This is a genomic window from Azospirillum griseum, from assembly GCF_003966125.1.
In the GTDB taxonomy this organism is placed as follows: domain Bacteria; phylum Pseudomonadota; class Alphaproteobacteria; order Azospirillales; family Azospirillaceae; genus Azospirillum; species Azospirillum griseum.
On the sequence record NZ_RXMA01000018.1, the window covers coordinates 97,910 to 118,729 of the forward strand.

Genomic DNA, 20,820 nt, shown 5'->3' on the forward strand with positions numbered 1-20,820 from the left:
TCATACGCAGGTCATCGCCTCACAGCAAGCCCACTTGCTCGAACTTGGTTTGGATGATGTCGCTGTCGAAGGGCTTCATGATGTACTCGTTGGCCCCAGCCGACAGCGCTTCCTGAATGTGGGCGAGGTCGTTTTCCGTCGTGCAGAACACCACCTTGGGCGCATCACCACCCGGAGTCTCGCGCAGGCGGCGCAGGAAATCGATGCCATTCATCACCGGCATGTTCCAGTCCAGCAGGATGGCGTCGGGCATGTGAACCAGACATTGGTCCAACGCCTGCTTCCCGTCCTCCGCCTCGGTGCACGCGAAGCTCAGTTCCTCCAGGATCTTGCGCGCAACCTTGCGGACCACGCGGCTGTCATCGACGACCAGGCAGGATTTCATTTCGATAGCGCCTCAGCAAACAGGACGGGACCGGCGAAGGAGGAAACGGCGGATCAGGCCGTCTCGACCGTCGTGAAGTTGAGCAGACGCGGCACGTCCAGCACAACCATCAACTGACCGTTCAAACGATAAATACCGGTGGACACCTCACGCCAGCGCGGATCCAGGGTCGCCGGGTTGCGTTCGAAATCCTCGTTGGTGAGGCTCAACACCTCGCCCACCGAATCCACCATCAGGCTGTACAGCTCGCCGCGCAGATCGACGACGATGGACATGCCAGCCTTGTCCTTGGTGCGACCGGGCAGCCCCAGGCGCAGACGGACGTCGATGGCGGTGACGATGCGACCACGCAGGTTCAGCGAACCGGCAACCTCCGGCGGGGCCAGCGGAATGCGGGTGATCCGCTGGTGGCCGAGAACGTCCTGGACCTGGAGGACCGGGATGCCGAACAGCTGATCGGCAATCGTCATGGTCACATAGTCCTGATTGCCGGTGGCGACGAGGTCGTCGCCCTTCGACTTGCGGACGGTGGAGGGCAGCTTGGCGTTGCTCATGCGGCACCTTTATGTTCGGTCAGCGTCTGCTGGAGAGCGAAGAGCAGCGCGTCACGGTCGAACTTGGCGACGTAATCGTTGAAGCCGGCGATGCGGCCGCGATCCAGGTCGCGCGGGCTGGCGTGGCTGGACAGGGCCACCATCGGCACCCGCTGCCACCGGCTGCCGTGACGGACCGTCTCGGCGAAGTCAAAGCCGCTCATGCCCGGCATTTCGATGTCCGACACGATCACGTCGAAATCCTCGCCCGCCTCGCACAGGGCCAACGCGTCGTTGGCGTTCTCCACCGCCGTCACGTCGTACCCCGCCACCGACAGCAGCGGTGTCAGCAGGTTGCGGAAGAACGGGCTGTCGTCCACCAGCAGCACGCGCTGCAGCTTCTCTTCCTCGTAGCCGTCGTTGCCGCCCGACCCGAACCAATCCTTGTAAGCCTGGGTCAGGAAGAAGCCCGCGTCGATGACCTCGGTCGCCTTGCCCGCGATGATCGCCGACCCCATCAGGCCCGGACGGTCGGCGGCGAGCTGGACATTCAGCTTCTCTTCCACGATGTCGACGATCTCGTCGACGATCAGGCCCATCGACCGGTCGCCGTCGGCGAAGACCAGCACCGGTTGGCGGCCTTCGGTGCCCAGCATGAAGTTCGGGTCGATCGGGACCAGTGGCATCAGCTTGCCGCGATACTGGACCATCGGCAGGCCGTTCGACATTTCCACGCTGGTGACATCGACGTCTTCCAGGCGGGCGACGAGCGACAGCGGAACCGCCTTCGGCGCGCCTTCGCCCGCACGGAACAGCAGCAGGGCCATCTTGTCTTCCTGGCGCTGGGTCTGGACCGCCGTGGTCTCCTTTCCGGCGACATCGCCCACCGCCATTTCGCCGGTGGCCGACGCGATGCCGTTGGGATCCAGGATCATGATGACGGAGCCATCGCCCAGGATGGTGTTGCCCGAGAACATCTCGATGTGGCGCAGGATCGGGGCCACCGGCTTCACGACGATTTCCTCGGTGTCGAACACCCGGTCGACCATGATGCCGAAGGTGTAGGTGCCGACCTGGGTCACGACGATGAAGGTCTCATCCTCCGCCTTCTTCGACGCTTCGTTGTCGTCCAGCTTCAGGAGCTGTTGCAGCGACACCAGCGGCAACAGACGGTTGCGCAGGCGCAGGACCGGCGTGCCTTTCAGCCGTTCGATGGTGTGTTCGCTGTCGGCGGCGGCGCGCACCAGCTCGACCACGCTGATCTGCGGGATGGCGAAGCGTTCGGCCGCGCATTCCACGATCAGGGCCGACACGATGGCCAGTGTCAGCGGGATCTTGATGACGAAGGTCGATCCCTTGCCCTGGACCGACTTGATTTCGATCGTGCCGCCGATCTTTTCGATGTTGGTCTTCACCACGTCCATGCCGACGCCACGGCCCGACACGTTGGTGACTTTGGCCGCCGTCGAGAAGCCCGGCTTCATGATGAACTGGATGATCTGCTGGTCGGTCATCGAGGCCAGCTCGATCTCCGACGCCATCCCGTTCTGGATGGCCTTCTGCTTGATCTTGTCGATCGCCAGCCCCTTACCATCATCCTGAATCTCAATGATGATGTGACCGCCCTCGTGATAGGCGTTCAGGGTGATGCGACCGGTTTCCGTTTTGCCCGCCTTGACGCGGTCGGCGGGGATTTCCAGACCATGGTCGGCGCTGTTGCGCACCATGTGGGTCAGCGGATCCTTGATGAGTTCAAGGACCTGACGATCCAGTTCGGTGTCGGCACCGAGCATCTGGAGGTCGATCTTCTTGTTCAGTTCGTGCGCCAGATCGCGCACCAGACGCGGCAGCTTGGCCCAGGCGTTGCCGATGGGCTGCATGCGCGTCTTCATGACGCCTTCCTGCAGCTCCGACGTCACATGGTTCAGGCGTTGCAGCGGGGCGGCGAACTCGCTTTCCTTCTGCGAGCGCAGGATCTGGAGGAGCTGGTTGCGGGTCAGCACCAGTTCCGAAACCATGGTCATCAGGTTTTCGAGCAGATCCACGTTGACGCGGATGGTCTGCGCGGCAACCGCCGATTCCTTGGTGGCGTTTTCGGCGTTGCCGTCGTTGGCACCACCGCCGCCCGTCGAGGCCGCCGCCGGGGCCGGAGCCGGGGGCTTGGCCGCCGCCGGTTCGGGTTCGGACACGACCAGATCATGGGACGGTTCGGGGGTCGGTTCCGGCGCGCGCGGCGCAAGCGCGGTGCTGGCCGGAGCCGCCGGAGCAGGGGCCGGAGCGGCGGGAGCCGCCGCCGGGCCGGGGGTTGAGTTCCACAGCGCTTCCAGCTCGTCCAGCGTTGCCGGCCGTTCTTCCGCAGCGGCAACCGCCGGGGCGGTGGGCGGCGGCGGGGGAGGCGGCGGTTCGGCAACGGGAGCGCCGCCCAGCTTGCCTTCGGCGCACAGATTCAGCCGCTCGATCAGCGGCAGATCGTCGCCCGGCGGTTCAGCCTCCGTGGCTTCCAACACCGCCAGCAGGCTTTTGATGGTGTCCAGCGCCTGGAGGATGAGCGACACCGCTTCCGGCGTGATGGTCAGTTCGCCGTCGCGGAACTTGCCCAGCACGTTTTCCGACGCGTGCGCCACCTTTTCCAGGCGCGGCAGGCCGAGAAAGCCGCAGGTGCCCTTGATGGTGTGGACGAGACGGAAAATGTTCGACAGCAGTTCCGGGTTGTTGGGGTTCTGCTCCAGTCGGACCAACTCGACGTCGAGCACCGATAGGTTTTCGTTGGTTTCCGTTAGAAATTCGGAGAGCAGATCATCCATGTCGCATTCCCCAGGCCCAATGTTATGGTCCGCGCCGACCTGTGGCTCGAACGGGTGAATCCGGCGATCCACCGTCCGCGTTCCAGTTCAGGTGTTGCCGGAGCGTGGCAAACACTGATTAAGAGAACCTTACCCGCCGCGATAGGGAAATCTCACAACGCCCCGCCGAAAATTGGTGGGACGCATGGTCACACCCGGCCCCCACCCGCGCTTCACCGCACCACAGGGCTGAGGTTGGGATCCCCATGACGCACAGACCACACGGAATCGGTCGCCGCAGAAACCGCAAGACGATTTTTCGGCGATGATCACCCCATTAAAGTGCGTGTGCGCCGCACACGCGATGGGGCAAGGGTCGACTCGTGCATTTTTCGAAAAAACGCAACAAACACCCGCTTTCACCACACCGCAGCAATGATCAGCCGATCCGGACCGGAAGGGGTGGCGGACACACGCAAACCGGCGTCTTCGGCAAAGCGCCCCGTCAGATAGGCGTGAACGGTGCGCGGCGTCAGCGCGTTTGCGGACGCGCCTCGCAGAGCCGCGTCTGAATCGGGAGTGAGCGCACCGGGGCGGCCGCTGGCGACCACGACGACGCGCCCGCCGGTGGCTCCACCATCCCCGTTCACGCTGATGCGTCCGCCGTAAGGCATGGCCTCATCAGCCAGCAGGATCATGTTCAAAACACTCTTCACCACGCCGCGCCGCTCCGCCAGGGTTGGCGGCAGGCTGTGATCGGGCCAGTCGAGCGCAGTGCGACCACCGTCCAGCCACCCCATGGCGGCGAGGCGGGCGTCGGAAAAACCGCGCAGTTCCCGTCCAGCCGCACCATAGGCCAAGCGGAAAACCCGCAGCCGACGATCCGCCTGAACGGCGGAATGGTCAATCAGGGCCACCGCCTCCGTTAAAAAATCCGGCGGACCGCAGGAGGCGTTTTCCCCATCGTCCCCCACCCCTTCGGCGTCCTCCCGCATCTCCTCGATCAGTTCCAGGCCATTGCGGATGGCACCGACCGGACTGACCAGATCGTGACACAACTTGGAGGCCAACAGTTCCAGCACTCGCAGATCAGTCACCGCCGGAGTCGCGGCGACGGGAAGCGTGTCGACGGAATGAACGTCGGTCAATGGGCATCTCCCCGCAGCAGAGAAGTGGGTTGCTCCCTTTCCAATGTACTCTATATCGTCCACCTTCTCCATATCGCCCGCTTTGCAACGGTGTTGAGAGCCTTGCCTCTGTGAAAAGGACCTCTGTCATGGATGAAACGTTGGTTCCGGGTGCCTGGGTGCGCCATCCCACTCAAGCCGACTGGGGGTTGGGTCAGGTGCAGTCAGCGATCCGCAACCGGGTCACGGTGAATTTCGAACACACGGGCAAGGTGCTGATCGACAGCAACGTGGTCACATTGACCGTGGTCGATCCCGATCACGGGTGAGATTGATCCGCCAACAGGGTGCGGAAAAAGGCTTTTGCGTCGCGAGGGAGGGGGCTTTTCGGCAAGATTAGGAAAGGCCGAAGCAAGATACTGGTGGTATCTTGCAAGGTCTTGACGCGAGATTGCCGGAAAGAACCCGACCGCAGCAGCAAAATGGTTTTCCCGCACCCTGCCAACCGCCATCGATTGGAAAAGGACCTCTGCCATGAAGGCCATGCTGCTCGGCTTTGCCGCTGCTCTTCTGGTCGCCGCCGTCGCCGCCCTGGTGCTGACCGGAACCGATCTGTCCAGCGCCACCCGTTTCTCGTCCACCGCCGTCCGGCTGTAAACGGCGGGATAACACTGGAACCGGGCGCGGGCCTTCACAACGCGACTTTCCTCGGTTGACCACACGGTATAGGCTTTGCCATGTCGGTGGATGCGCGAGGGCGGAGACGCGCGTGATTTCACGGTTGAAGGGGGGGATGAGCGCGTTCGGCCTTGTGCTGATTTTTGGCTTGAACGCCATGATCGGGGCCGATCTCCTGCGTGAACACGACGAGATTCTGGGACAGGCGTGGGAGGAAACACAAAGCCTGAGCCTGATCCTGGAACGCCAGGCCACCGACAGCGTGGCCGGAGTCGCCAAAATTCTGGCGGGAACGGCGGAGGTGCTGAACCGCCGCCCTTATGTCTGGGACGCTGGCGATCTGGGTGCCCAGGCGCTGTTGCGCCGTCAGGCCGCGCTGTCGCCCCTCATCCATGCCCTGCTGGTGGTGTCGGCGGACGGAAAGCTGATCCACGACAGCACGACCATGGCCCCCATGAATCCGGACCTGTCCGATCGCGAGTATCTTACGATCCACGACACCAACGTCGGCGGCGGGCTGTATGTGGGCACACCGGTGTTCAGCCGGGTGGCAGGAGCATGGCTCGTCACCATGAGCCGACGGCTGGAGGCGAACGACGGTCGTTTTGCCGGGGCGGTGGTCGCCATGATCGACCCGACGGCCTTTCGCAGTTTCTATGAGGCCTTCCGCCTGCGCAACGGAACCATGGTCACGTTGTATCACGCGAACGGCCCGATGATGGCCCGCTATCCCGACGCGGCAACCGATGCAAACCGGGTTGCCCAGCCCCTGCCGCCCTCCGCCACACGGTTGAAACCCGGCATGACCGGCACCGAGCATGTCAGCGAAACCAACGACGGGCCGGATCGGATCATCAGCCACCGCCGGTCTGCGGATTTGCCGCTGGTGGTGACGGTGTCGATGGCAACCGACCGGCTGTTGCAGCCTTGGCGCGGCAAGCTGGTGCTGTCCCTCGTCATCACCGCCTGCGGCAGCGCCATGCTGGCCTTTCTCACCTTCGCCCTGGTGCGCGAGGCCGGACGGCGGGAGGCGATGCTGGCCGATCTGCAAAACAGCGAGCGCGCTCTGCGCGACAGCCAGCAACGCCTGATTCAGGACATCGCCGGACGTTACCGGGCCGAGGCGGAACTGATCGCCGCCAAACAGGCGTCCGACGCGGCCAACCGGGCGAAAACCCAGTTTCTGGCGAACATGAGCCATGAGTTGCGCACCCCGCTCAACGCCATCATCGGGTTTGCCGAGGCGCTGGAAACCGGCATCTTTGGCCAGTTGAGCGGAAAACCCGCCGAATACATCGGCGACATCCGCCGATCCGGGCAGCATCTGTTGAGCCTCATCAACGACATTCTCGACACCACCAAGATCGAATCCGGCAAATACGCCCTGCACGAGGAGGTGGTGAACATCCGTGACACGGTGGAGGAAAGCCTGCGGTCGCTGACCCCGCAGGCGGCGGAGAAATCCATCACCCTGACCTCGACCCTGCCGGAGGACCCGCCGTGTCTGTTCGCCGACGAACGGGCGATGCGGCAAGTCCTGCTCAATCTGCTGTCAAACGCGCTGAAATTCACCCCGGTCGGCGGACGGGTGGCGGTGATGGTCGATGTGAGCGAGCGGAACCTCCGCCTGCGGGTGATCGACACCGGCATCGGCATTCCCCAAGGCGAATTGACGCAGGTGCTGGAGCCGTTCCATCAGGTCGACAACTCCCACACCCGGCGTTACGCCGGGACCGGCCTGGGGCTGCCGTTGGTCAAATCGCTGGTGGAAATGCAGGAGGGGCGCTTTCTGCTGACCAGCGCGGTCGGTCGCGGAACCACGGCGACCATCCTGTTTCCCATCTCACGGCTGCGCCGCCCGCCCCCAGTTCCCCCCACACCGGACAGCGGCCCGACCGACGTCGCCGCAACCGACGACACCACAGCCATCACCGTCCCGACCACCGCTGACACCGCCCCCCGTCAGTTGGAGACACTTTCCTGAAGCGTCGCCGCCACACCGGTCACGGCAACAGGAACAGCGCCAGATAGGTGCGTTGAAACGGGCTGAAATTGTCATCCGACACGATGTAAACCAGGGTTCCGCCGCCGGGTGCCGGGCGGGTGGCGATTCCTTCGAAATTGTCGTTCAGCAGCGGGTGCTCCAGCCGGGCCACCTCCTGCCCCGTCGCATCGGCCCCGGCGCGCAGCGCGGTGGGCGGCAGTCGGACGATGCGGGTGGACCAGCCGCCGATCAGCGACACCCGCCGTTCCAACACCAACGCCCCGCCATCGGGCAGCGGCGCGGCCCCGGTCGGGCGAAAGCGGGGAGCGCTGCGGTAGTGGAACGGCAACCAATCCGCTTCCTGACGCGGCACACCGGGCGACGCCGTCACCCAGGCCCGGCGCGGTCGGGTGGGGTCACGCAGAGTGTCCTCCTCCCCCTCCTCAATGGCCAACAGACGGCCATCCGGCAATTGGGCCAGGGATTCCAGCCCCCCATTCTCCGGACTGCCGTCCGTCACCCCGGTGGGTGTGGGAACCGGTGTCGGAACACCGGCGGGGCCGCGTCTGTCCTGGGGGTAGCGCAGCAACCGGTGATCCCGCTCGAACGCGACGATCCAGTCCCCCTCGGTTCCATCCGCCTTGGTCAGACGCAGCAATTCCTCCGCATCCACACGCCGCTTGCTGGAGGCCACGCCCTCCTCCACGGGCAGCGGGCGGGCTTGCACGTCCTGCACGCCGGTCAGTCGGCCATCGGCGCTGTGGGTCAAACGCCCGCTGGCCACCAGACCGGTGTCGCCGATGGCGGAGAACCGCGCGCCATCCGCCGACACCCACAGGCCGGACAAGCCGCCGACCCCGTTCAGCCCGGTGATGTCCAAGGCCCCACGGAACAGCAGCCCTCCCACCCGCTCCACCGTTGGGCGCTCGCGATCCAGCGGGACCGGCTTCCCCTCGGTCGGTTCAACGCCGCGTTCGGCCATGGCCGCGCAGCCGCCCGCCAGGGTCAGCAGCAGAACCGTCATCCATCGGAAACGTCGGGTGGTGCGCATCCCCCAGTCGTGCCACGACCGCGCGCCTGACGGAAGGGGCAACGGAGCGGTTGTTCTCTTTTGTTCACACCGCTTGACAATCCTTTCGAGAATCTTAAGATCAATGTGTCTGCTCCATGGGGAGAGACCGGAACCCGCCAATCGGGGGATCCGCCCCGTCATATCGCTTCGCATGAGGATGTGACATGAGCACCGCGCTCGCGCTCCGTTCGACCGATTCCGGTGAATCGCTGTCGCGCTACATCAACGACACCCACCGTTACCCCGTTCTGTCGCCCGAGGACGAGTTCATGCTCGCCAAGGCGTGGACGGAGCACGCCGATCTGAAGGCAGCTCAACGGCTGGTGACAAGCCATCTGCGGTTGGTCGTGAAGATCGCGTCGGGCTATCGCGGCTATGGGTTGCCGCTGTCCGATCTGATCGCCGAAGGCAATCTCGGGCTGATGACCGCCGTCAAGAAATTCGAACCCGACCGGGGCTTCCGCCTGTCCACCTACGCGATGTGGTGGATCAAGGCGTCGATCCAGGATTACATTCTGCGGTCCTGGAGCCTGGTCAAGATCGGGACCACCGCCGCGCAAAAGAAGCTGTTTTTCAGCCTGGGCCGTTTGAAACGGAAGCTGGGTGAAATCGGTGGCGGCGATTTGCAGCCGGAAAGCGTCACCCGCATCGCCAACGACCTGGAGGTCGGCGAGCATGAGGTGATCGCGATGAATCAGCGTCTCTCCTCGCCGGTCGCCTCGTTGAACGCCCCCATCGCGGCGGATGGCGATGCGGAATGGCAGGATCTGTTGGCCGACGAACGCCCGTCGGTGGAAGACTCCTTGATCGAACGCGGGGAAAAGGGCCGCCGTTCGGCCCTGTTGACCAGCGCGCTGGCCGTGCTGAACGACCGGGAGCGCGACATCCTGATCAGCCGCCGCCTGCTGGAAACCCCGCTGACGCTGGAGGATCTGGCCGTCCGCTACGGCGTCAGCCGCGAGCGCATCCGCCAGATCGAAGAACGCGCCTTTGACAAGGTCGCCAAGCAGACCCTGCAGTTGGCGGCGGCGGCGTAACCTCTCTCCCGATCCTTCGGCGATCCGTTCTCCGCCCCTCCCGCGCCACCGCGCGGGAGGGGTTTTTTGTTGCGCCGATCATCAACCCCAGCAGGGACGCTTGACGTCGCCCGGTCAATTGTTCAACAATCTAGATTGTTGAACAATCTGGATCCCAGCGCATGCCCCCCCACCCGCCCGCAGCCACCGACCGCGCCGCCGACCACATGCGGACCGCCATCATGGAAGGGGGCTTGCAGCCCGGCGAACAGTTGGTCGAAGCCGAATGGACGGAGCGTTTGGGGGTGTCGCGCAACACGCTGCGCGAAGCCTTCCGCCACTTGTGCCGGGAGGGGTTGGCCGAGCATCAGCGCCATTGCGGCGTGACCGTCCGCAGCCTGAGCGCCGAGGATGTGCGGGAGATCTTCACCATCCGCCGCGCGTTGGAGCTTCCGGCGGTGGCGACCGTCACCAGCCCCATCGCCCCGCACCGGCTGGATTCCATGCGGGCCTGCGTCGCGGCGGCCGCCGACGCCGCCAAGACCCAGGACTGGCGCGCGGTGGGCAGCCACAGCCTGCGCCTGCACGGCGAAATCGTCCGGCTGATCGGCAGCCCGCAGCTAGACGCGTTTTTCGCCTGCGTCCTGGCGCAACTGCGCCTCAGCTTCGCCATCACCCCGGACGAGGCCGCCTTCCAAGCGCCATGGCTCGACCGCGACGCCGTCATCCTCGATCGCCTGACCGCCACCGACGCGGTCGGGGCCGCATCGGCGTTGCGCGCCTATCTCGACGATTCCGAACGTGGGCTGCTGGCCCGTTTCCCCGCCCCCCAACTCCCCAAACCCTGATTCCACCGGACAAGGACCCTCACGCCATGCCCAGCTATCCCGCCGCCTATCAGGCCACCAAGGGGTCCGCCCTGGATGTGGACCGCGCCTTTTACCAGCGCATCGCCGACCAGACCGACGGGCGCGAGCTGGTCGAAACTCTGGTCGTGCCGATCCGGTCGGGGCGGGCCTGGGCGGTTCCCGCCGGGCATGTCTTCCGCATCGTCACCATCGACGGGCCGCAGGTGGCCGATCTGAACATCTGGAACCGCCACGACCCGCGCGAACGGCTGTGGGCGTCGCGCACCCGGCAGCTTCAGCAGGCCCATGTCAGCACCCACGACCGGCTGTGGTCGACCCTGCCCTTCCTGCGCCCCCTGGTGACGATCACCAAGGACACGTTGGCCGATTACGGCATCGACGAGCATGGCGGCCGGGTCCATGACCTGTTGGGCACGCGCTGCGATCCCTACGTGAACCGCATGCTGACGGGGGAGGATTTCCACCATCATTGCCATTCCAACCTGACGCGCGCGGTCGCCCCCTATGGCCTGACCGAATTCGACGTGCACGACGTGCTGAACGTCTTCCAAGTCACCGGCCTGAACGCGGAAGACAAGTATTTCATGAAGGCGTGCCCGGCCCAGAAGGGCGACTTCCTGGAATTTTTCGCCGAAATCGATCTGCTCTGCGCCCTGTCCACCTGCCCCGGCGGCGATCTCAGCGTGCCGCTGTGGGGGCCGGACGCCCGCGATCCGCTGGAGGTCTGCCGCCCGCTGGGGGTGGAGGTCTACCGCGTCGATCCCGCGCTGCTGGACGGTTGGCAATCGCCGCCGGTCGCCGCCTATCGTGGCAACCACGGCCTGACCCTGCCGACGCCGCCCTGGGAGACATAAAGGCCACCGAAAGGCTCGTCACCCGTTGAACAGGGTGGCGTCGATGCGGCGGACCATGGCGATCAGGCGCGGGGCGTACTCCTCCTCCAACCGCACCGGATCGACCAGAAAGGCCGGTCCGCCGCAGTTGAAGGCCAACACCTGCGAACCGTCGCGCGGGACAAAGGGCACGCCGATGGCGTGGACCTCGCTTTTCCAGGCCCCAATGGAGCGGCAATAGCCGCGCGTCCGGTAATCCTCGATGGCCTGGAAAATTCCGTCCCGCACGGCGGGCCACCGCTCGCCCTCATGCTCTTCCAGCTTGGCCATCAGCGGCGCGCGCTCGACCTCCGGCAAGGCGGCGAGATAGGCGCGGCCCATGCCGGTGGTGGACAGCTTGATGTGGGACCCGACGTCCAGCGACAGGGTGATCGGCCCTCCCCCCTTGCAACATTCCAGATAGATCATGCTCAAACGGTCGCGCCCGCCCAGCGCCACCGCCAAGCCGGTCTGGTTGGCCAAATCCTGCATCAGCGGACGGGCCACCTGCCGGATCCCCATGCCCGACAGGCAGGCGTAGCCCAACCCCAGAACCGAGGTGCCCAGCCGGTATTTTCCGGTCATCGGGTCGTAGACCAGATAGCCCAGCTTGGCGAGCGTGTAGCTCAGGCGTGAGATGGTGGGTTTGGGCAGGCCGGTGCGTTCGGCCAATTCCTGATTGCCCAACGCCGTTTCGTTGCGGCGGAAGGCGCGCAGCAGTTCCAGCCCGCGCGCCAGCGCGGTGACGAATCGGGGGTCCTTCTCCTCGTCCACCGCCGGGTCATCGGCGACCAGAGCCTCGTCCCGTTTGCGCATGGCGTAACCTCAACCGTCTGGAGAATGATGGGGTGCAGTCTCGCAGGCTTCACGGCAAAGGTCAATTTTTCGGAACAAATTTCCGTTTATCGGAATTTGTTCACCGCCCTCTACTGCGCGGCCCCCAGCCCCAACGACACCATGCGTTCGTACAGCGACGCGCGGGAAATGCCCAGCAGCTTGGCCGCACGGGCCTTCACCCCGCCCGCCTCCTCCAGCGCGGCGGCGATGGCGTGGCGTTCGGCCGCGCTCAACACCTCCGACAACGGCCGCGCCCCCAACTGCGCCCCGGTCAGGGCGGTGGCCCCGGCCGGGTGGGTCTGCGCGCCGGGCAAAACGCTGCGGATGTGCGGGGCGGTCAGGATCGGCGCGTCGGTCAGCGCCACCACCCGTTCCAAGGTGTTGTACAGCTCGCGCACGTTGCCCGGCCAATCATAGTCGCGCAGGGCCTGCACAGCGGAATCGAGCAGTTCGCGCGGCGGGGTACCCTGCTGGATCGCCAATTGTTCCAGGATGCGGTCGGCGATGCTCTCGATGTCCTCGGGGCGGTCGCGCAGGGGCGGCAGGGTGATCGGGACCACGTTCAACCGGTAATAGAGATCGGCGCGGAACTGCTTGTCGCGCACCAGCCCGATCAGGTCGCGGCTGGTCGCGGCGATGATGCGCACATCGACCCGGATGACCTTGTTGGAGCCGAGCGGTTCGATTTCCCGTTCCTGGAGCACGCGCAGCAGCTTGGCCTGCAACGGCAGCGACATGTCGCCGATTTCGTCCAGGAACAGGGTCCCGCCGTTGGCCAGTTGGAATTTCCCATCGCGGTGGCGGCGGTCGGCCCCGGTGAAGGCCCCAGGGGCGACACCGAAAAACTCCGCCTCCAACAGGGTTTCCGGGATGGCGGCGACGTTGACGCCGACAAAGGGGCGGTTGGCGCGCGGGCTGGCGTTGTGGATGGCCTGGGCCAGCAATTCCTTGCCGGTCCCGGTTTCACCCAGCAGCAGGACGGTGGAATCCATCTGCGCGGCACGACGGCCCAGACGCTTGATTTCCCGAATGGATTCGCTGGAACCAAGGAATTGGGAAAAGCTGTATTTGGCCCGGCGCTCGTGCGCCAGCTCCTGTTGCGCGCGGGCCAGCTCCTCTTGCAGCCGTTCGTATTTCTTCACCAGGGGCCGCAGATACTCCGCCCGGTCAAACAGGACGAAGCCGACCGCACCGATCAGCGTGCCATCGGTCCCGAACAGCGGCAAGCGGGTGACGACGAAGGAACGGTCGCCGAACTCCATGATGTCCAGCGGCATCGGCTGGCCGGTTTCGATCACCCGGCGCAGCAGGCTTTTCGGGATGATGTCCTCCACCGGCTTGCCGCGCGGGTCGCCGGTGATGCGCAACAGGGTCTTGTATTTCTCGTCCATCCAAGCGATGCGGGCGTTGCGGTCCACCGTCAACGCGCCCACGCACATGCTTTCCAGATGTTCGAACAGGGAATGGACGGCGCGCTGCCGCAACGCTTCGAAATCGACGATGTCGTCCACGCCAGCCTCCCAGATTGGACCGTTTATTGTTGCCACGCCGCAAATGTTCGCTGCATCGCAGCGTATTTTCTCAACAATATCAGCCGTCAACATAGTAGCCCATCCGTGAGAGCAAAGGGAAGACGCGCGCCTATGCACAGCACGCGGGCGTCACGCGCGAGCCAACCGCCGACAACATCTTTGTCATTTCGCGCGATTTGCTGATGTTTTGTGACGAATTACGTCGAACGCACCGCACACAACCTTAAGAAAAACAGGGGTGTTGACGCCCTACCCACCAGGGAGGGAGGAGTCCGGAGGTCCGACGCCAACACCCGACCGGCCCTGCGGTCACTGGGACGACCATCCTCCGTCCATCGTCACCGCCGCGCCGGTCATCTGCTCCGCCGCGTCGGAGCACAGGAACACCGCCATGCCGCCGATCTGCTCCGGCGTGACGAACTCCCGCGACGGCTGTTTCTCGCCGACCAGACGGCGACCGGCCTCATCCACACTCAGCCCCTTGGCGACGGCCAGCGCGTCGATCTGCTGCTGCACCAGCGGCGTCAGCACCCAACCGGGGCAGATCGCGTTGCAGGTCACACCGCTGCCCGCCGTTTCCAGCGCCGTCACCTTGGTCAGCCCGACGACGCCATGCTTGGCGGCGACGTAGGCGGCCTTGTTGACCGACCCGACCATGCCATGGACCGACGCGATGTTGATGATTCGGCCCCACCCGCGTTCGCGCATGGCGGGCAACGCCTGTTGCGTGCCGAAGAACACCGCCGACAGATTGATCGCGATCACCGCGTTCCAGCGATCGACGGGAAACTCCTCCACCGGGGCGACGTGCTGGATCCCGGCGTTGTTGATCAGTATGTCGACCCGGCCGAACGCGTCGCGGGCGTCGGTGAACAGGCGGGCGACCTCGTCGGGTTTCGACAGGTCGGCCCCGTGATGGACCACCCGCACGCCGAATTCCGACGCGATGGACCCGCGCAGCCGTTCCACCTCCTCCGGCGCGCCAAAGCCGTTCAGGACCAGATCGGCCCCCGCCCCGGCCAAAGCGCGGGCAATGCCAAGGCCGATTCCGCTGGTCGATCCAGTGACGACCGCCGTCTTGCGCGACAGCATCATGTGTCTTCACTCCCTGTGATGGTTTCTGGATGGCGGGGCCGGTTCATGCCGGTAGTTCAGGCGCACAGCCCCCCAATGGCGGCCCCGCACCAGAATCGGCACCGACACCTCCTTGATGGTGACAAAGCGTCCGCCGCCCATGTCGCGGCGGTAGGTTTGCAGGATGAAGGGCTTGCGGTTGCGCGCCGCCGTCAACCCGGCGCGGTCGTCGAAGATCCGGCGGTTGCGGCAATGGGCGGCGTTCCACACCGGGTCCGGCCCCTGCGGGTTGGCGTAACGCTGGTTGTGGGTGGGCAGATAGCCGTTGCGGTCCACCGCCACACAGGACGCGGTGCGGGGATCGGCGGCAAAGGCCGGTTCGAGGATGTCGGGAAAGGCGCGGTCGGTGAAATCGGTGAAGCGGGTTTTGAACTGCGGCGGGTTGCTGTGGGCGACGGGGGCGTATTCCTCGTCAAACAGGTCGGCCTCGCCGATTTCACCGATGGCCAGACCGGCTTCCAGCCGGGTGGACAATTGGACGGCAACCCGCTGCGCCCGGCGCAGGAACGGGCTGTCGGCGGTTTCCACCCCCAGATCGACCGTCGTTTCGATCAGGCTTTCGCCCAGGCTCAACAGCCCGGCCACCTGATCACGGGCGCTGCCGACGTCGGCGCTGGACGACGCGATGTCGGCGGCGATCTGGGCCATGCGGCCTTCCATGTCGCGGCACTGGTCGTGGATGGTCACAGCCTCGCCATCGATGCGGCGCGCCTCCTCCCCGACCGTGTACATCACGGTGGACACGGCGGCGAAGACCCCGGCGATGGCATCGGTCCCGCCGCGCACGGCGGCGGCGCGCTCCACACCCTGCGCCCCATGGTCGAGCAGGCGGCGCGCCCGCTCGTCCAGGGTCCGCAAGGTGCGCTCGATGCCCACCGTCGCCTCGGCGGTCTTGCGCGACAGGGCCTTGACCTCGGTGGCGACCACGGCGAAGCCGCGCCCGGCCTCGCCCGCGCGGGCGGCCTCGATGGTGGCGTTGAGCGCCAACAGATTGGTTTGGCGGGCGATCGCGTTGATCTCGCGCGCCACCGCGCCGACGCTTTTCATCACCTCGCGCAGTTCGTGCAGTTCGCCGTCGATGGTTCCGACGGTGGCGAGCAGCGCGCCAATCGACCCGATGGCCTGATCCAGCGTGGCCCGCGACTCATCGACCCGGCCGCGCGCCGTCGCCACCGTGTCGCAGGTGGCGCGGGCCGACGCGGCGATCCGTTCCCCCGCCTGCGCCATGGCGACGGAGGTCTGGTGCAGCGCACCCAGGGTGGCGGTGCCACGGTCCATCCGGCCGCTGATGTCTTCGATCCGGCCGGAAATTTCGGCGATGCCGACGGACATGCCGCCCGCCGCCTCGGCGATGCGGTCGAGATGACCGGTGTGCAGGGATGCGGCGGTGACGCTGGAACCATCCATGATGCTGCTGTCCTCCCTCGTCGCGCGGCGTTGAGGTCTCGATCAAGGTGATGGGGGGAGAGACCTGTCGGCCCGGATTGGCGTCTGTTGACGGATCGGCGTGGATTTGCCGGATGTTTTCCTCAACTTGCGCAAATCACGTGCCAGCCGGACGGGGTGTTGTGAAATATTGGCAACACGCGGAAATGATTGGATAAGATGTCAGGGCCAGACAGACGGAAAAAGACCCGCTTTGTTGTCTGCGTCCACAATTCTGGACGGGGCGTCGCCGTCGCGGACAACGCCCCGTCCGGCTCAGCCCTTGCGCCCGGGCAGGCGCGCCAGGATTTCGCCAACGATGCCGCGCCGGAACAGCAGCACGCAGACGACGAAGATCGCGCCGATGACCACCGGAACCGGCAGGCTGGTGGCGGCCAGATAGCTTTCCAGCGTCACCACCAGACCGGCCCCGACCACCGGGCCGACCAGCGTGCCCATGCCGCCCAGCAGCGTCATCAGCACCACCTCGCCCGACATCTGCCATTGCACATCGGTCAGCGAGGCCAGTTGGAAGACCAGCGCCTTGGTGCCGCCCGCCAACCCGGCAAGGCTGGCCGACAGGACGAAGGCCAACAGCTTGTACCGCTCCGTCCGGTAGCCGAGCGAGATGGCGCGCGGCTCGTTCTCGCGGATCGCCTTCAACACCTGCCCAAAGGGCGAATGCACGGCGCGCCAGATCACGGCAAAGCCAAAGACGAAGACGGTCAACACCGCGTAATACATGGTCAGCGGCTGGGTCAGGTCGAAGACGCCGAACAGAACTCCGCGCGGCACGCCCTGGATGCCGTCCTCACCGCCGGTGAACTTCAATTGCAGGGCCATGAAGAAGACCATCTGCGACAGGGCCAGCGTGATCATGGCGAAATAGATGCCCTGGCGGCGGATGGCGATGGCCCCGAACAGCAGCCCCAGCAGCGCCGCCGCCGCCGTGCCCAGCAGCAGCCCCAGTTCCGGCGGCAGGCCCCAGACCTTAACCGCGTGGGCGGTGACGTAGGCGGCTCCACCGAAAAAGGCGGCGTGGCCAAAACTGAGCAGACCGGCAAAGCCAATCAGCAGGTTGAAGGCGCAGGCGAACAGCGCGAAGCACAGCACCTTCATCACAAAGACTGGGTACAGCGCGAAGGGGGCGAGGGCGGCGATGGTCAGCCCGACGGCGAACAGCAGGGCGGTGCGGGCGGTTCCGGCGTCCGGGCCGCGCAGAGAGGCGGCGGCGGTGGCTTGGCTGGCGGCGGTCATGGTGGATCAGCGCTCCCGTCCAAAGAGGCCCGCAGGCTTGATGAGAAGAACAATCGCCATCACGACGAACACGACGATGTTGGAGGCTTCGGGGTAGAAGACCTTGGTCAGCCCCTCCATCAAGCCCAGCCCCAGACCGGTGAGGATGGCCCCCAGGATCGACCCCATGCCGCCGATCACCACCACGGCGAACACGATGATGATCAGGTTGGATCCCATCAGCGGCGACACCTGATAGATCGGCGCGGCCAACACCCCGGCCAGCCCGGCCAGCGCCACGCCGAACGCGTAGGTCAGCGACACCATCACCGGCACGTTGATGCCGAAGGCCTGGACCAACACCGGGTTTTCGGTGGCGGCGCGCAGATAGGCCCCCAGCCGGGTGCGTTCGATGGCAAACCAGGTGCCGAAGCAGACGATCAGCGACGCCGCGACCACCCAGCCGCGATAATTCGGCAGGAACATGAAGCCCAGATTCTGCCCGCCCTTCAGCAGATCGGGAATCGGATAGGGCTGGCCCGACACGCCGTATTGATGGCGGAAGGCCCCCTCCAAAATCAGCGCCAGACCGAAGGTCAGCAGCAGCCCATAGAGATGGTCGAGCTTGTAGAGGCGCGACAGCATGGTCTTTTCCAACACCATGCCGACCAGCCCGACCACGGTCGGGGCCAGGAACAGCGCCCACCAATAGCCCAGCCCCAGATAATTCAGCAGCAGCCACGCCACAAAGGCACCCACCATATAGAGCGCGCCATGGGCGAAATTGATGACGTTCAGCATTCCGAAAATCACCGCCAGCCCCAGGCTGAGCAGCGCGTAAAAGGACCCGTTGATGAGGCCCAGCAGCAATTGGCCGAACAGCACCTGGGGCGGGACCCCCAGCAGATCGAACATGGCCATTCCTCCCCCGAATGTCGCGCCCGCGACCGCGCGCGTGGTGGTTTTGTCTGTGATGGGCGCGGCGGCCCGTCCCGCCCAAGGGATGAGCCGGGCCGGGCCAGCCGCGCCCCGCCCGTCACTTCACCAGCGGGCAGCCGCTCAGGGCCGGATCGAGGAAGGCGGTTTCGGCCGGGATGGTCTTCACCACGTCGTAATAGTCCCACGGGCCTTTCGACTGGCCGGGGGCCTTGACGCGGACCAGATACATGTCGTGGAACATGCGGCCGTTGGCGGCAACCTTGCCCTTCTTGGCGAACATGTCCTCGACCGGCAGTTCGCGCATCTTGGCGGCGACCTTGTCGGGATCGTCGGTCTTGGCGGCGTCCACCGCCTTCAGGTAATGGCGCACGGCGGAATAGACACCGGCCTGGACCATGGTCGGCTTCTTCCCGGCCTTGGCCTCGAACTTCTTCGACCAGTCGCGGGTCTGGTCGTCCAGGTTCCAGTAAAAGCCCTCGGTGAACATCAGCCCCTGCGCGGCGGGCAGACCCAGCGCGTGGATGTCGGTGATGAACAGCAGCAGCCCGGCCAGGCTCTGGCCGCTCTGGGTGATGCCGAATTCGGCGGCCTGCTTGACCGCGTTGGTGGCGTCGGCCCCGGCGTTGGCAAAGCCGATGACGTCGGCCTTGGAGCCTTGCGCCTGCAACAGGAAGGACGAGAAATCCGCCGACCCCAGCGGATGGCGCACGCTGCCGACGATCTTGCCGCCCAGCTTGTTCACCATCTTGGTGGTTTCCTCCTCCAGCGACTGGCCAAAGGCATAGTCGGCTGTGACGAAATACCAATTCTTCTTGCCCTGCTCGTACAGCGCGCGGCCGGTCCCGGCGGCCATGGCGTAATTGTCATAGGCCCAATGGAAGCCGTAGGGGCTGCATTGCGCGCCGGTCAGCGCGGTCGCACCGGGGCCGGACATCAGGAAAATCCGCTTCTTGTCGCGGGTGATGCCCTGCACCGCCAGCGCGGCGGCGGAGTTCGGCACGTCGGCGATGACGTCGACGTTGCCGGTGTCCACCCATTCGCGCGCCTTGCTGGCGGCGATGTCCGCCTTGTTCTGGTGGTCGGCGACGACGATTTCGATGGGGGCACCGGCGACCTTGCCGCCGAACTCCTCCGCCGCCATCCGCGCGGCGATGGCCGAGCCTTCCCCGGCGAGGTCGGCGTAGATGCCCGACCGGTCGTTCAGAACGCCGATGCGGATGACGTCGTTGGACATCTGGGCGTGGGCGGCCCCGCTGGTCAGGGTCAGCAGAGCGGTGCCGGCAAGAAGAAGGCTGCGCATGATCGGTCTCTCTCCCTCGGGTGCGTTGTGTGTTGGTTGGGTGGTCAGGTTTGGGTGGGTGCGTCCGTGCCCGGGCATGGCCGGGCGTTCGCGCGGTTTCATCCGCGCGTGGTTTTAAAATCCAGTGTTCAGGCAAGCCGCCGGGGGTCGCCGTTTTCCCCGGATCACAGGGAAAACGGCGTCGCCGCAGACACGACTTTTAAAACAGGAGGTTTAGACGCCGAGATAGGTGTGGAGCTTGTCCATGTTGGCGTCGAGCTGGTCGTTCGGGATCATGTCGACGACATGCCCCTCTTCCATCACGTAATGGCGGTCGGCGATGGTGGCGGCGAAGCGGAAATTCTGCTCCACCAGCACGATGGTGAAGCCGCGCTGCTTCAGCGCCCGCACCGCCACGCCGATCTGTTCGATGATGACCGGGGCCAAACCCTCGGTCGGTTCATCCAACAGGATCAGAGTGGCCCCGGTGCGCAGGATGCGGGCGATGGCCAGCATCTGCTGCTCACCACCCGACAGCCGGGTTCCCTGGGTCGAGCCGCGCCCCTTCAGATTGGGGAACAGGTCGTAAATCTGCTCCACCGTCATCCCGCCTTCCTTGATGACCGGCGGCAGGGTCAGGTTTTCATCGACGCTGAGGCTGGAGAAAATCCCGCGCTCCTCCGGTACATAGCCGATGCCCAGGCGCGGGATCCTGTGCTGGGCCATGCCGATCAGCTCCTGCCCCTGGAAGCGGATGGAGCCGGTGCGCTTGCCCATGATCCCCATGATCGCGCGCATGGTGGAGGTCTTGCCCGCCCCGTTGCGGCCCAGCAGCGTCACCACCTCGCCCTGCCGCACCTCCAGCGACACGCCGTGCAGGACGTGGCTTTCGCCGTAGAAGCCGTGAAGGTCGCTGATTTCCAGCATGGCGGTTTTCGTGATCGAACCGTCAGGCATGCCCAACCCCTCCACCGGTGCCCATATAGGCCTCCATGACCTGGGCGTTGCGTGATACGACGTCGTATGGCCCTTCGGCGAGGATCTCGCCGCGCCGCAGGACGGTGATGGTGTCCGACAGATGGGCGACGACCGACAGGTTGTGTTCCACCATCAGCACGG

20 protein-coding genes are annotated in these 20,820 nt (G+C 65.4%); 6 read left to right on the forward strand and 14 right to left on the reverse strand.

Annotation, left to right across the window (positions count from 1 at the left end; genetic code table 11):
- Nucleotides 1-19: 19 nt before the first annotated feature.
- From EJ903_RS17760 to EJ903_RS17775, 4 genes are all read right to left on the reverse strand, one after another.
- The gene (locus tag EJ903_RS17760) at nt 20-385 is read right to left on the reverse strand and encodes a response regulator (protein ID WP_126617918.1); all 366 of its coding nucleotides are present in this window, start codon (nt 383-385) and stop codon (nt 20-22) included.
- Nucleotides 386-438: 53 nt separating this feature from the next.
- Nucleotides 439-939, reverse strand: a complete 501-nt coding sequence (locus tag EJ903_RS17765) for a chemotaxis protein CheW (RefSeq protein WP_126617920.1) — start codon at nt 937-939, stop codon at nt 439-441.
- The gene (locus EJ903_RS17770; RefSeq protein WP_126617922.1) at nt 936-3,722 is read right to left on the reverse strand and encodes a hybrid sensor histidine kinase/response regulator; all 2,787 of its coding nucleotides are present in this window, start codon (nt 3,720-3,722) and stop codon (nt 936-938) included. The genes EJ903_RS17765 and EJ903_RS17770 overlap by 4 nt, the downstream gene beginning before the upstream one ends.
- Before the next feature lie 398 nt (nt 3,723-4,120).
- On the reverse strand, nt 4,121-4,849 hold the full coding sequence (locus EJ903_RS17775) for a histidine phosphotransferase family protein (RefSeq protein WP_246015708.1): 729 nt from the start codon (nt 4,847-4,849) through the stop codon (nt 4,121-4,123).
- 128 nt (nt 4,850-4,977) lie between these two features.
- Between EJ903_RS17775 and EJ903_RS17780 the strand changes: the two genes are divergently transcribed.
- From EJ903_RS17780 to EJ903_RS17785, 3 genes are all read left to right on the forward strand, one after another.
- The gene (locus tag EJ903_RS17780) at nt 4,978-5,157 is read left to right on the forward strand and encodes a DUF3553 domain-containing protein (RefSeq protein ID WP_126617926.1); all 180 of its coding nucleotides are present in this window, start codon (nt 4,978-4,980) and stop codon (nt 5,155-5,157) included.
- A gap of 205 nt (nt 5,158-5,362) precedes the next feature.
- On the forward strand, nt 5,363-5,485 hold the full coding sequence (locus tag EJ903_RS28045) for a hypothetical protein (RefSeq protein WP_281274766.1): 123 nt from the start codon (nt 5,363-5,365) through the stop codon (nt 5,483-5,485).
- Between the two features lie 136 nt (nt 5,486-5,621).
- The gene (locus EJ903_RS17785; RefSeq protein ID WP_210211470.1) at nt 5,622-7,490 is read left to right on the forward strand and encodes a sensor histidine kinase; all 1,869 of its coding nucleotides are present in this window, start codon (nt 5,622-5,624) and stop codon (nt 7,488-7,490) included.
- Between the two features lie 19 nt (nt 7,491-7,509).
- Here the strand turns inward: EJ903_RS17785 and EJ903_RS17790 are convergent, their stop codons facing one another.
- On the reverse strand, nt 7,510-8,514 hold the full coding sequence (locus EJ903_RS17790; protein WP_246015710.1) for an esterase-like activity of phytase family protein: 1,005 nt from the start codon (nt 8,512-8,514) through the stop codon (nt 7,510-7,512).
- Between the two features lie 212 nt (nt 8,515-8,726).
- Here EJ903_RS17790 and rpoH point away from each other — a divergent pair, with 212 nt between their 5' ends.
- From rpoH to EJ903_RS17805, 3 genes are all read left to right on the forward strand, one after another.
- A complete protein-coding gene (rpoH, locus tag EJ903_RS17795) occupies nt 8,727-9,599 on the forward strand; it encodes an RNA polymerase sigma factor RpoH (RefSeq protein ID WP_126617930.1) in 873 nt (290 codons plus the stop codon).
- Between the two features lie 161 nt (nt 9,600-9,760).
- Entirely contained in the window at nt 9,761-10,426 is a 666-nt protein-coding gene (locus EJ903_RS17800) for a GntR family transcriptional regulator (RefSeq protein ID WP_126617931.1), read from the forward strand.
- A gap of 26 nt (nt 10,427-10,452) precedes the next feature.
- The gene (locus EJ903_RS17805; RefSeq protein ID WP_126617933.1) at nt 10,453-11,301 is read left to right on the forward strand and encodes an urea carboxylase-associated family protein; all 849 of its coding nucleotides are present in this window, start codon (nt 10,453-10,455) and stop codon (nt 11,299-11,301) included.
- A gap of 18 nt (nt 11,302-11,319) precedes the next feature.
- Here the strand turns inward: EJ903_RS17805 and EJ903_RS17810 are convergent, their stop codons facing one another.
- The 9 genes from EJ903_RS17810 to EJ903_RS17850 all read right to left on the reverse strand — a co-directional run.
- A complete protein-coding gene (locus EJ903_RS17810) occupies nt 11,320-12,135 on the reverse strand; it encodes an IclR family transcriptional regulator (RefSeq protein ID WP_126617935.1) in 816 nt (271 codons plus the stop codon).
- A 110-nt stretch (nt 12,136-12,245) separates the two neighbouring features.
- A complete protein-coding gene (locus tag EJ903_RS17815) occupies nt 12,246-13,667 on the reverse strand; it encodes a sigma-54 interaction domain-containing protein (protein WP_246015712.1) in 1,422 nt (473 codons plus the stop codon).
- Nucleotides 13,668-13,997: 330 nt separating this feature from the next.
- Nucleotides 13,998-14,780, reverse strand: coding sequence for a 3-hydroxybutyrate dehydrogenase (locus EJ903_RS17820; RefSeq protein WP_126617960.1), 783 nt, complete (start codon nt 14,778-14,780; stop codon nt 13,998-14,000).
- A 9-nt stretch (nt 14,781-14,789) separates the two neighbouring features.
- Entirely contained in the window at nt 14,790-16,229 is a 1,440-nt protein-coding gene (locus tag EJ903_RS17825; RefSeq protein WP_126617938.1) for a methyl-accepting chemotaxis protein, read from the reverse strand.
- A 294-nt stretch (nt 16,230-16,523) separates the two neighbouring features.
- Nucleotides 16,524-17,504, reverse strand: coding sequence for a branched-chain amino acid ABC transporter permease (locus tag EJ903_RS17830; protein ID WP_126617940.1), 981 nt, complete (start codon nt 17,502-17,504; stop codon nt 16,524-16,526).
- A gap of 6 nt (nt 17,505-17,510) precedes the next feature.
- Nucleotides 17,511-18,398, reverse strand: a complete 888-nt coding sequence (locus EJ903_RS17835) for a branched-chain amino acid ABC transporter permease (protein ID WP_126617942.1) — start codon at nt 18,396-18,398, stop codon at nt 17,511-17,513.
- Nucleotides 18,399-18,519: 121 nt separating this feature from the next.
- Nucleotides 18,520-19,722: an ABC transporter substrate-binding protein gene (locus tag EJ903_RS17840; RefSeq protein ID WP_126617944.1), complete on the reverse strand. Its 1,203-nt coding sequence runs from the start codon at nt 19,720-19,722 to the stop codon at nt 18,520-18,522.
- A 213-nt stretch (nt 19,723-19,935) separates the two neighbouring features.
- On the reverse strand, nt 19,936-20,658 hold the full coding sequence (locus tag EJ903_RS17845) for an ABC transporter ATP-binding protein (RefSeq protein WP_126617946.1): 723 nt from the start codon (nt 20,656-20,658) through the stop codon (nt 19,936-19,938).
- On the reverse strand, nt 20,651-20,820 hold a 170-nt coding region (locus EJ903_RS17850; protein ID WP_483964203.1), incomplete at its 5' end, for an ABC transporter ATP-binding protein C-terminal domain-containing protein. The genes EJ903_RS17850 and EJ903_RS17845, both read right to left, overlap by 8 nt.

What these genes read in the sequence shown, in the direction of transcription:
- EJ903_RS17760 (WP_126617918.1), bottom strand. Translation starts at nt 385, where the DNA reads ATGAAATCCTGCCTGGTCGTCGATGACAGCCGCGTGGTCCGCAAGGTT.
- EJ903_RS17765 (WP_126617920.1), bottom strand. Translation starts at nt 939, where the DNA reads ATGAGCAACGCCAAGCTGCCCTCCACCGTCCGCAAGTCGAAGGGCGAC.
- EJ903_RS17770 (WP_126617922.1), bottom strand. Translation starts at nt 3,722, where the DNA reads ATGGATGATCTGCTCTCCGAATTTCTAACGGAAACCAACGAAAACCTA.
- EJ903_RS17780 (WP_126617926.1), top strand. Translation starts at nt 4,978, where the DNA reads ATGGATGAAACGTTGGTTCCGGGTGCCTGGGTGCGCCATCCCACTCAA.
- EJ903_RS28045 (WP_281274766.1), top strand. Translation starts at nt 5,363, where the DNA reads ATGAAGGCCATGCTGCTCGGCTTTGCCGCTGCTCTTCTGGTCGCCGCC.
- EJ903_RS17785 (WP_210211470.1), top strand. Translation starts at nt 5,622, where the DNA reads ATGAGCGCGTTCGGCCTTGTGCTGATTTTTGGCTTGAACGCCATGATC.
- EJ903_RS17790 (WP_246015710.1), bottom strand. Translation starts at nt 8,514, where the DNA reads ATGACGGTTCTGCTGCTGACCCTGGCGGGCGGCTGCGCGGCCATGGCC.
- rpoH (WP_126617930.1), top strand. Translation starts at nt 8,727, where the DNA reads ATGAGCACCGCGCTCGCGCTCCGTTCGACCGATTCCGGTGAATCGCTG.
- EJ903_RS17800 (WP_126617931.1), top strand. Translation starts at nt 9,761, where the DNA reads ATGCCCCCCCACCCGCCCGCAGCCACCGACCGCGCCGCCGACCACATG.
- EJ903_RS17805 (WP_126617933.1), top strand. Translation starts at nt 10,453, where the DNA reads ATGCCCAGCTATCCCGCCGCCTATCAGGCCACCAAGGGGTCCGCCCTG.
- EJ903_RS17810 (WP_126617935.1), bottom strand. Translation starts at nt 12,135, where the DNA reads ATGCGCAAACGGGACGAGGCTCTGGTCGCCGATGACCCGGCGGTGGAC.
- EJ903_RS17820 (WP_126617960.1), bottom strand. Translation starts at nt 14,780, where the DNA reads ATGCTGTCGCGCAAGACGGCGGTCGTCACTGGATCGACCAGCGGAATC.
- EJ903_RS17825 (WP_126617938.1), bottom strand. Translation starts at nt 16,229, where the DNA reads ATGGATGGTTCCAGCGTCACCGCCGCATCCCTGCACACCGGTCATCTC.
- EJ903_RS17830 (WP_126617940.1), bottom strand. Translation starts at nt 17,504, where the DNA reads ATGACCGCCGCCAGCCAAGCCACCGCCGCCGCCTCTCTGCGCGGCCCG.
- EJ903_RS17835 (WP_126617942.1), bottom strand. Translation starts at nt 18,398, where the DNA reads ATGTTCGATCTGCTGGGGGTCCCGCCCCAGGTGCTGTTCGGCCAATTG.
- EJ903_RS17840 (WP_126617944.1), bottom strand. Translation starts at nt 19,722, where the DNA reads ATGCGCAGCCTTCTTCTTGCCGGCACCGCTCTGCTGACCCTGACCAGC.
- EJ903_RS17845 (WP_126617946.1), bottom strand. Translation starts at nt 20,658, where the DNA reads ATGCCTGACGGTTCGATCACGAAAACCGCCATGCTGGAAATCAGCGAC.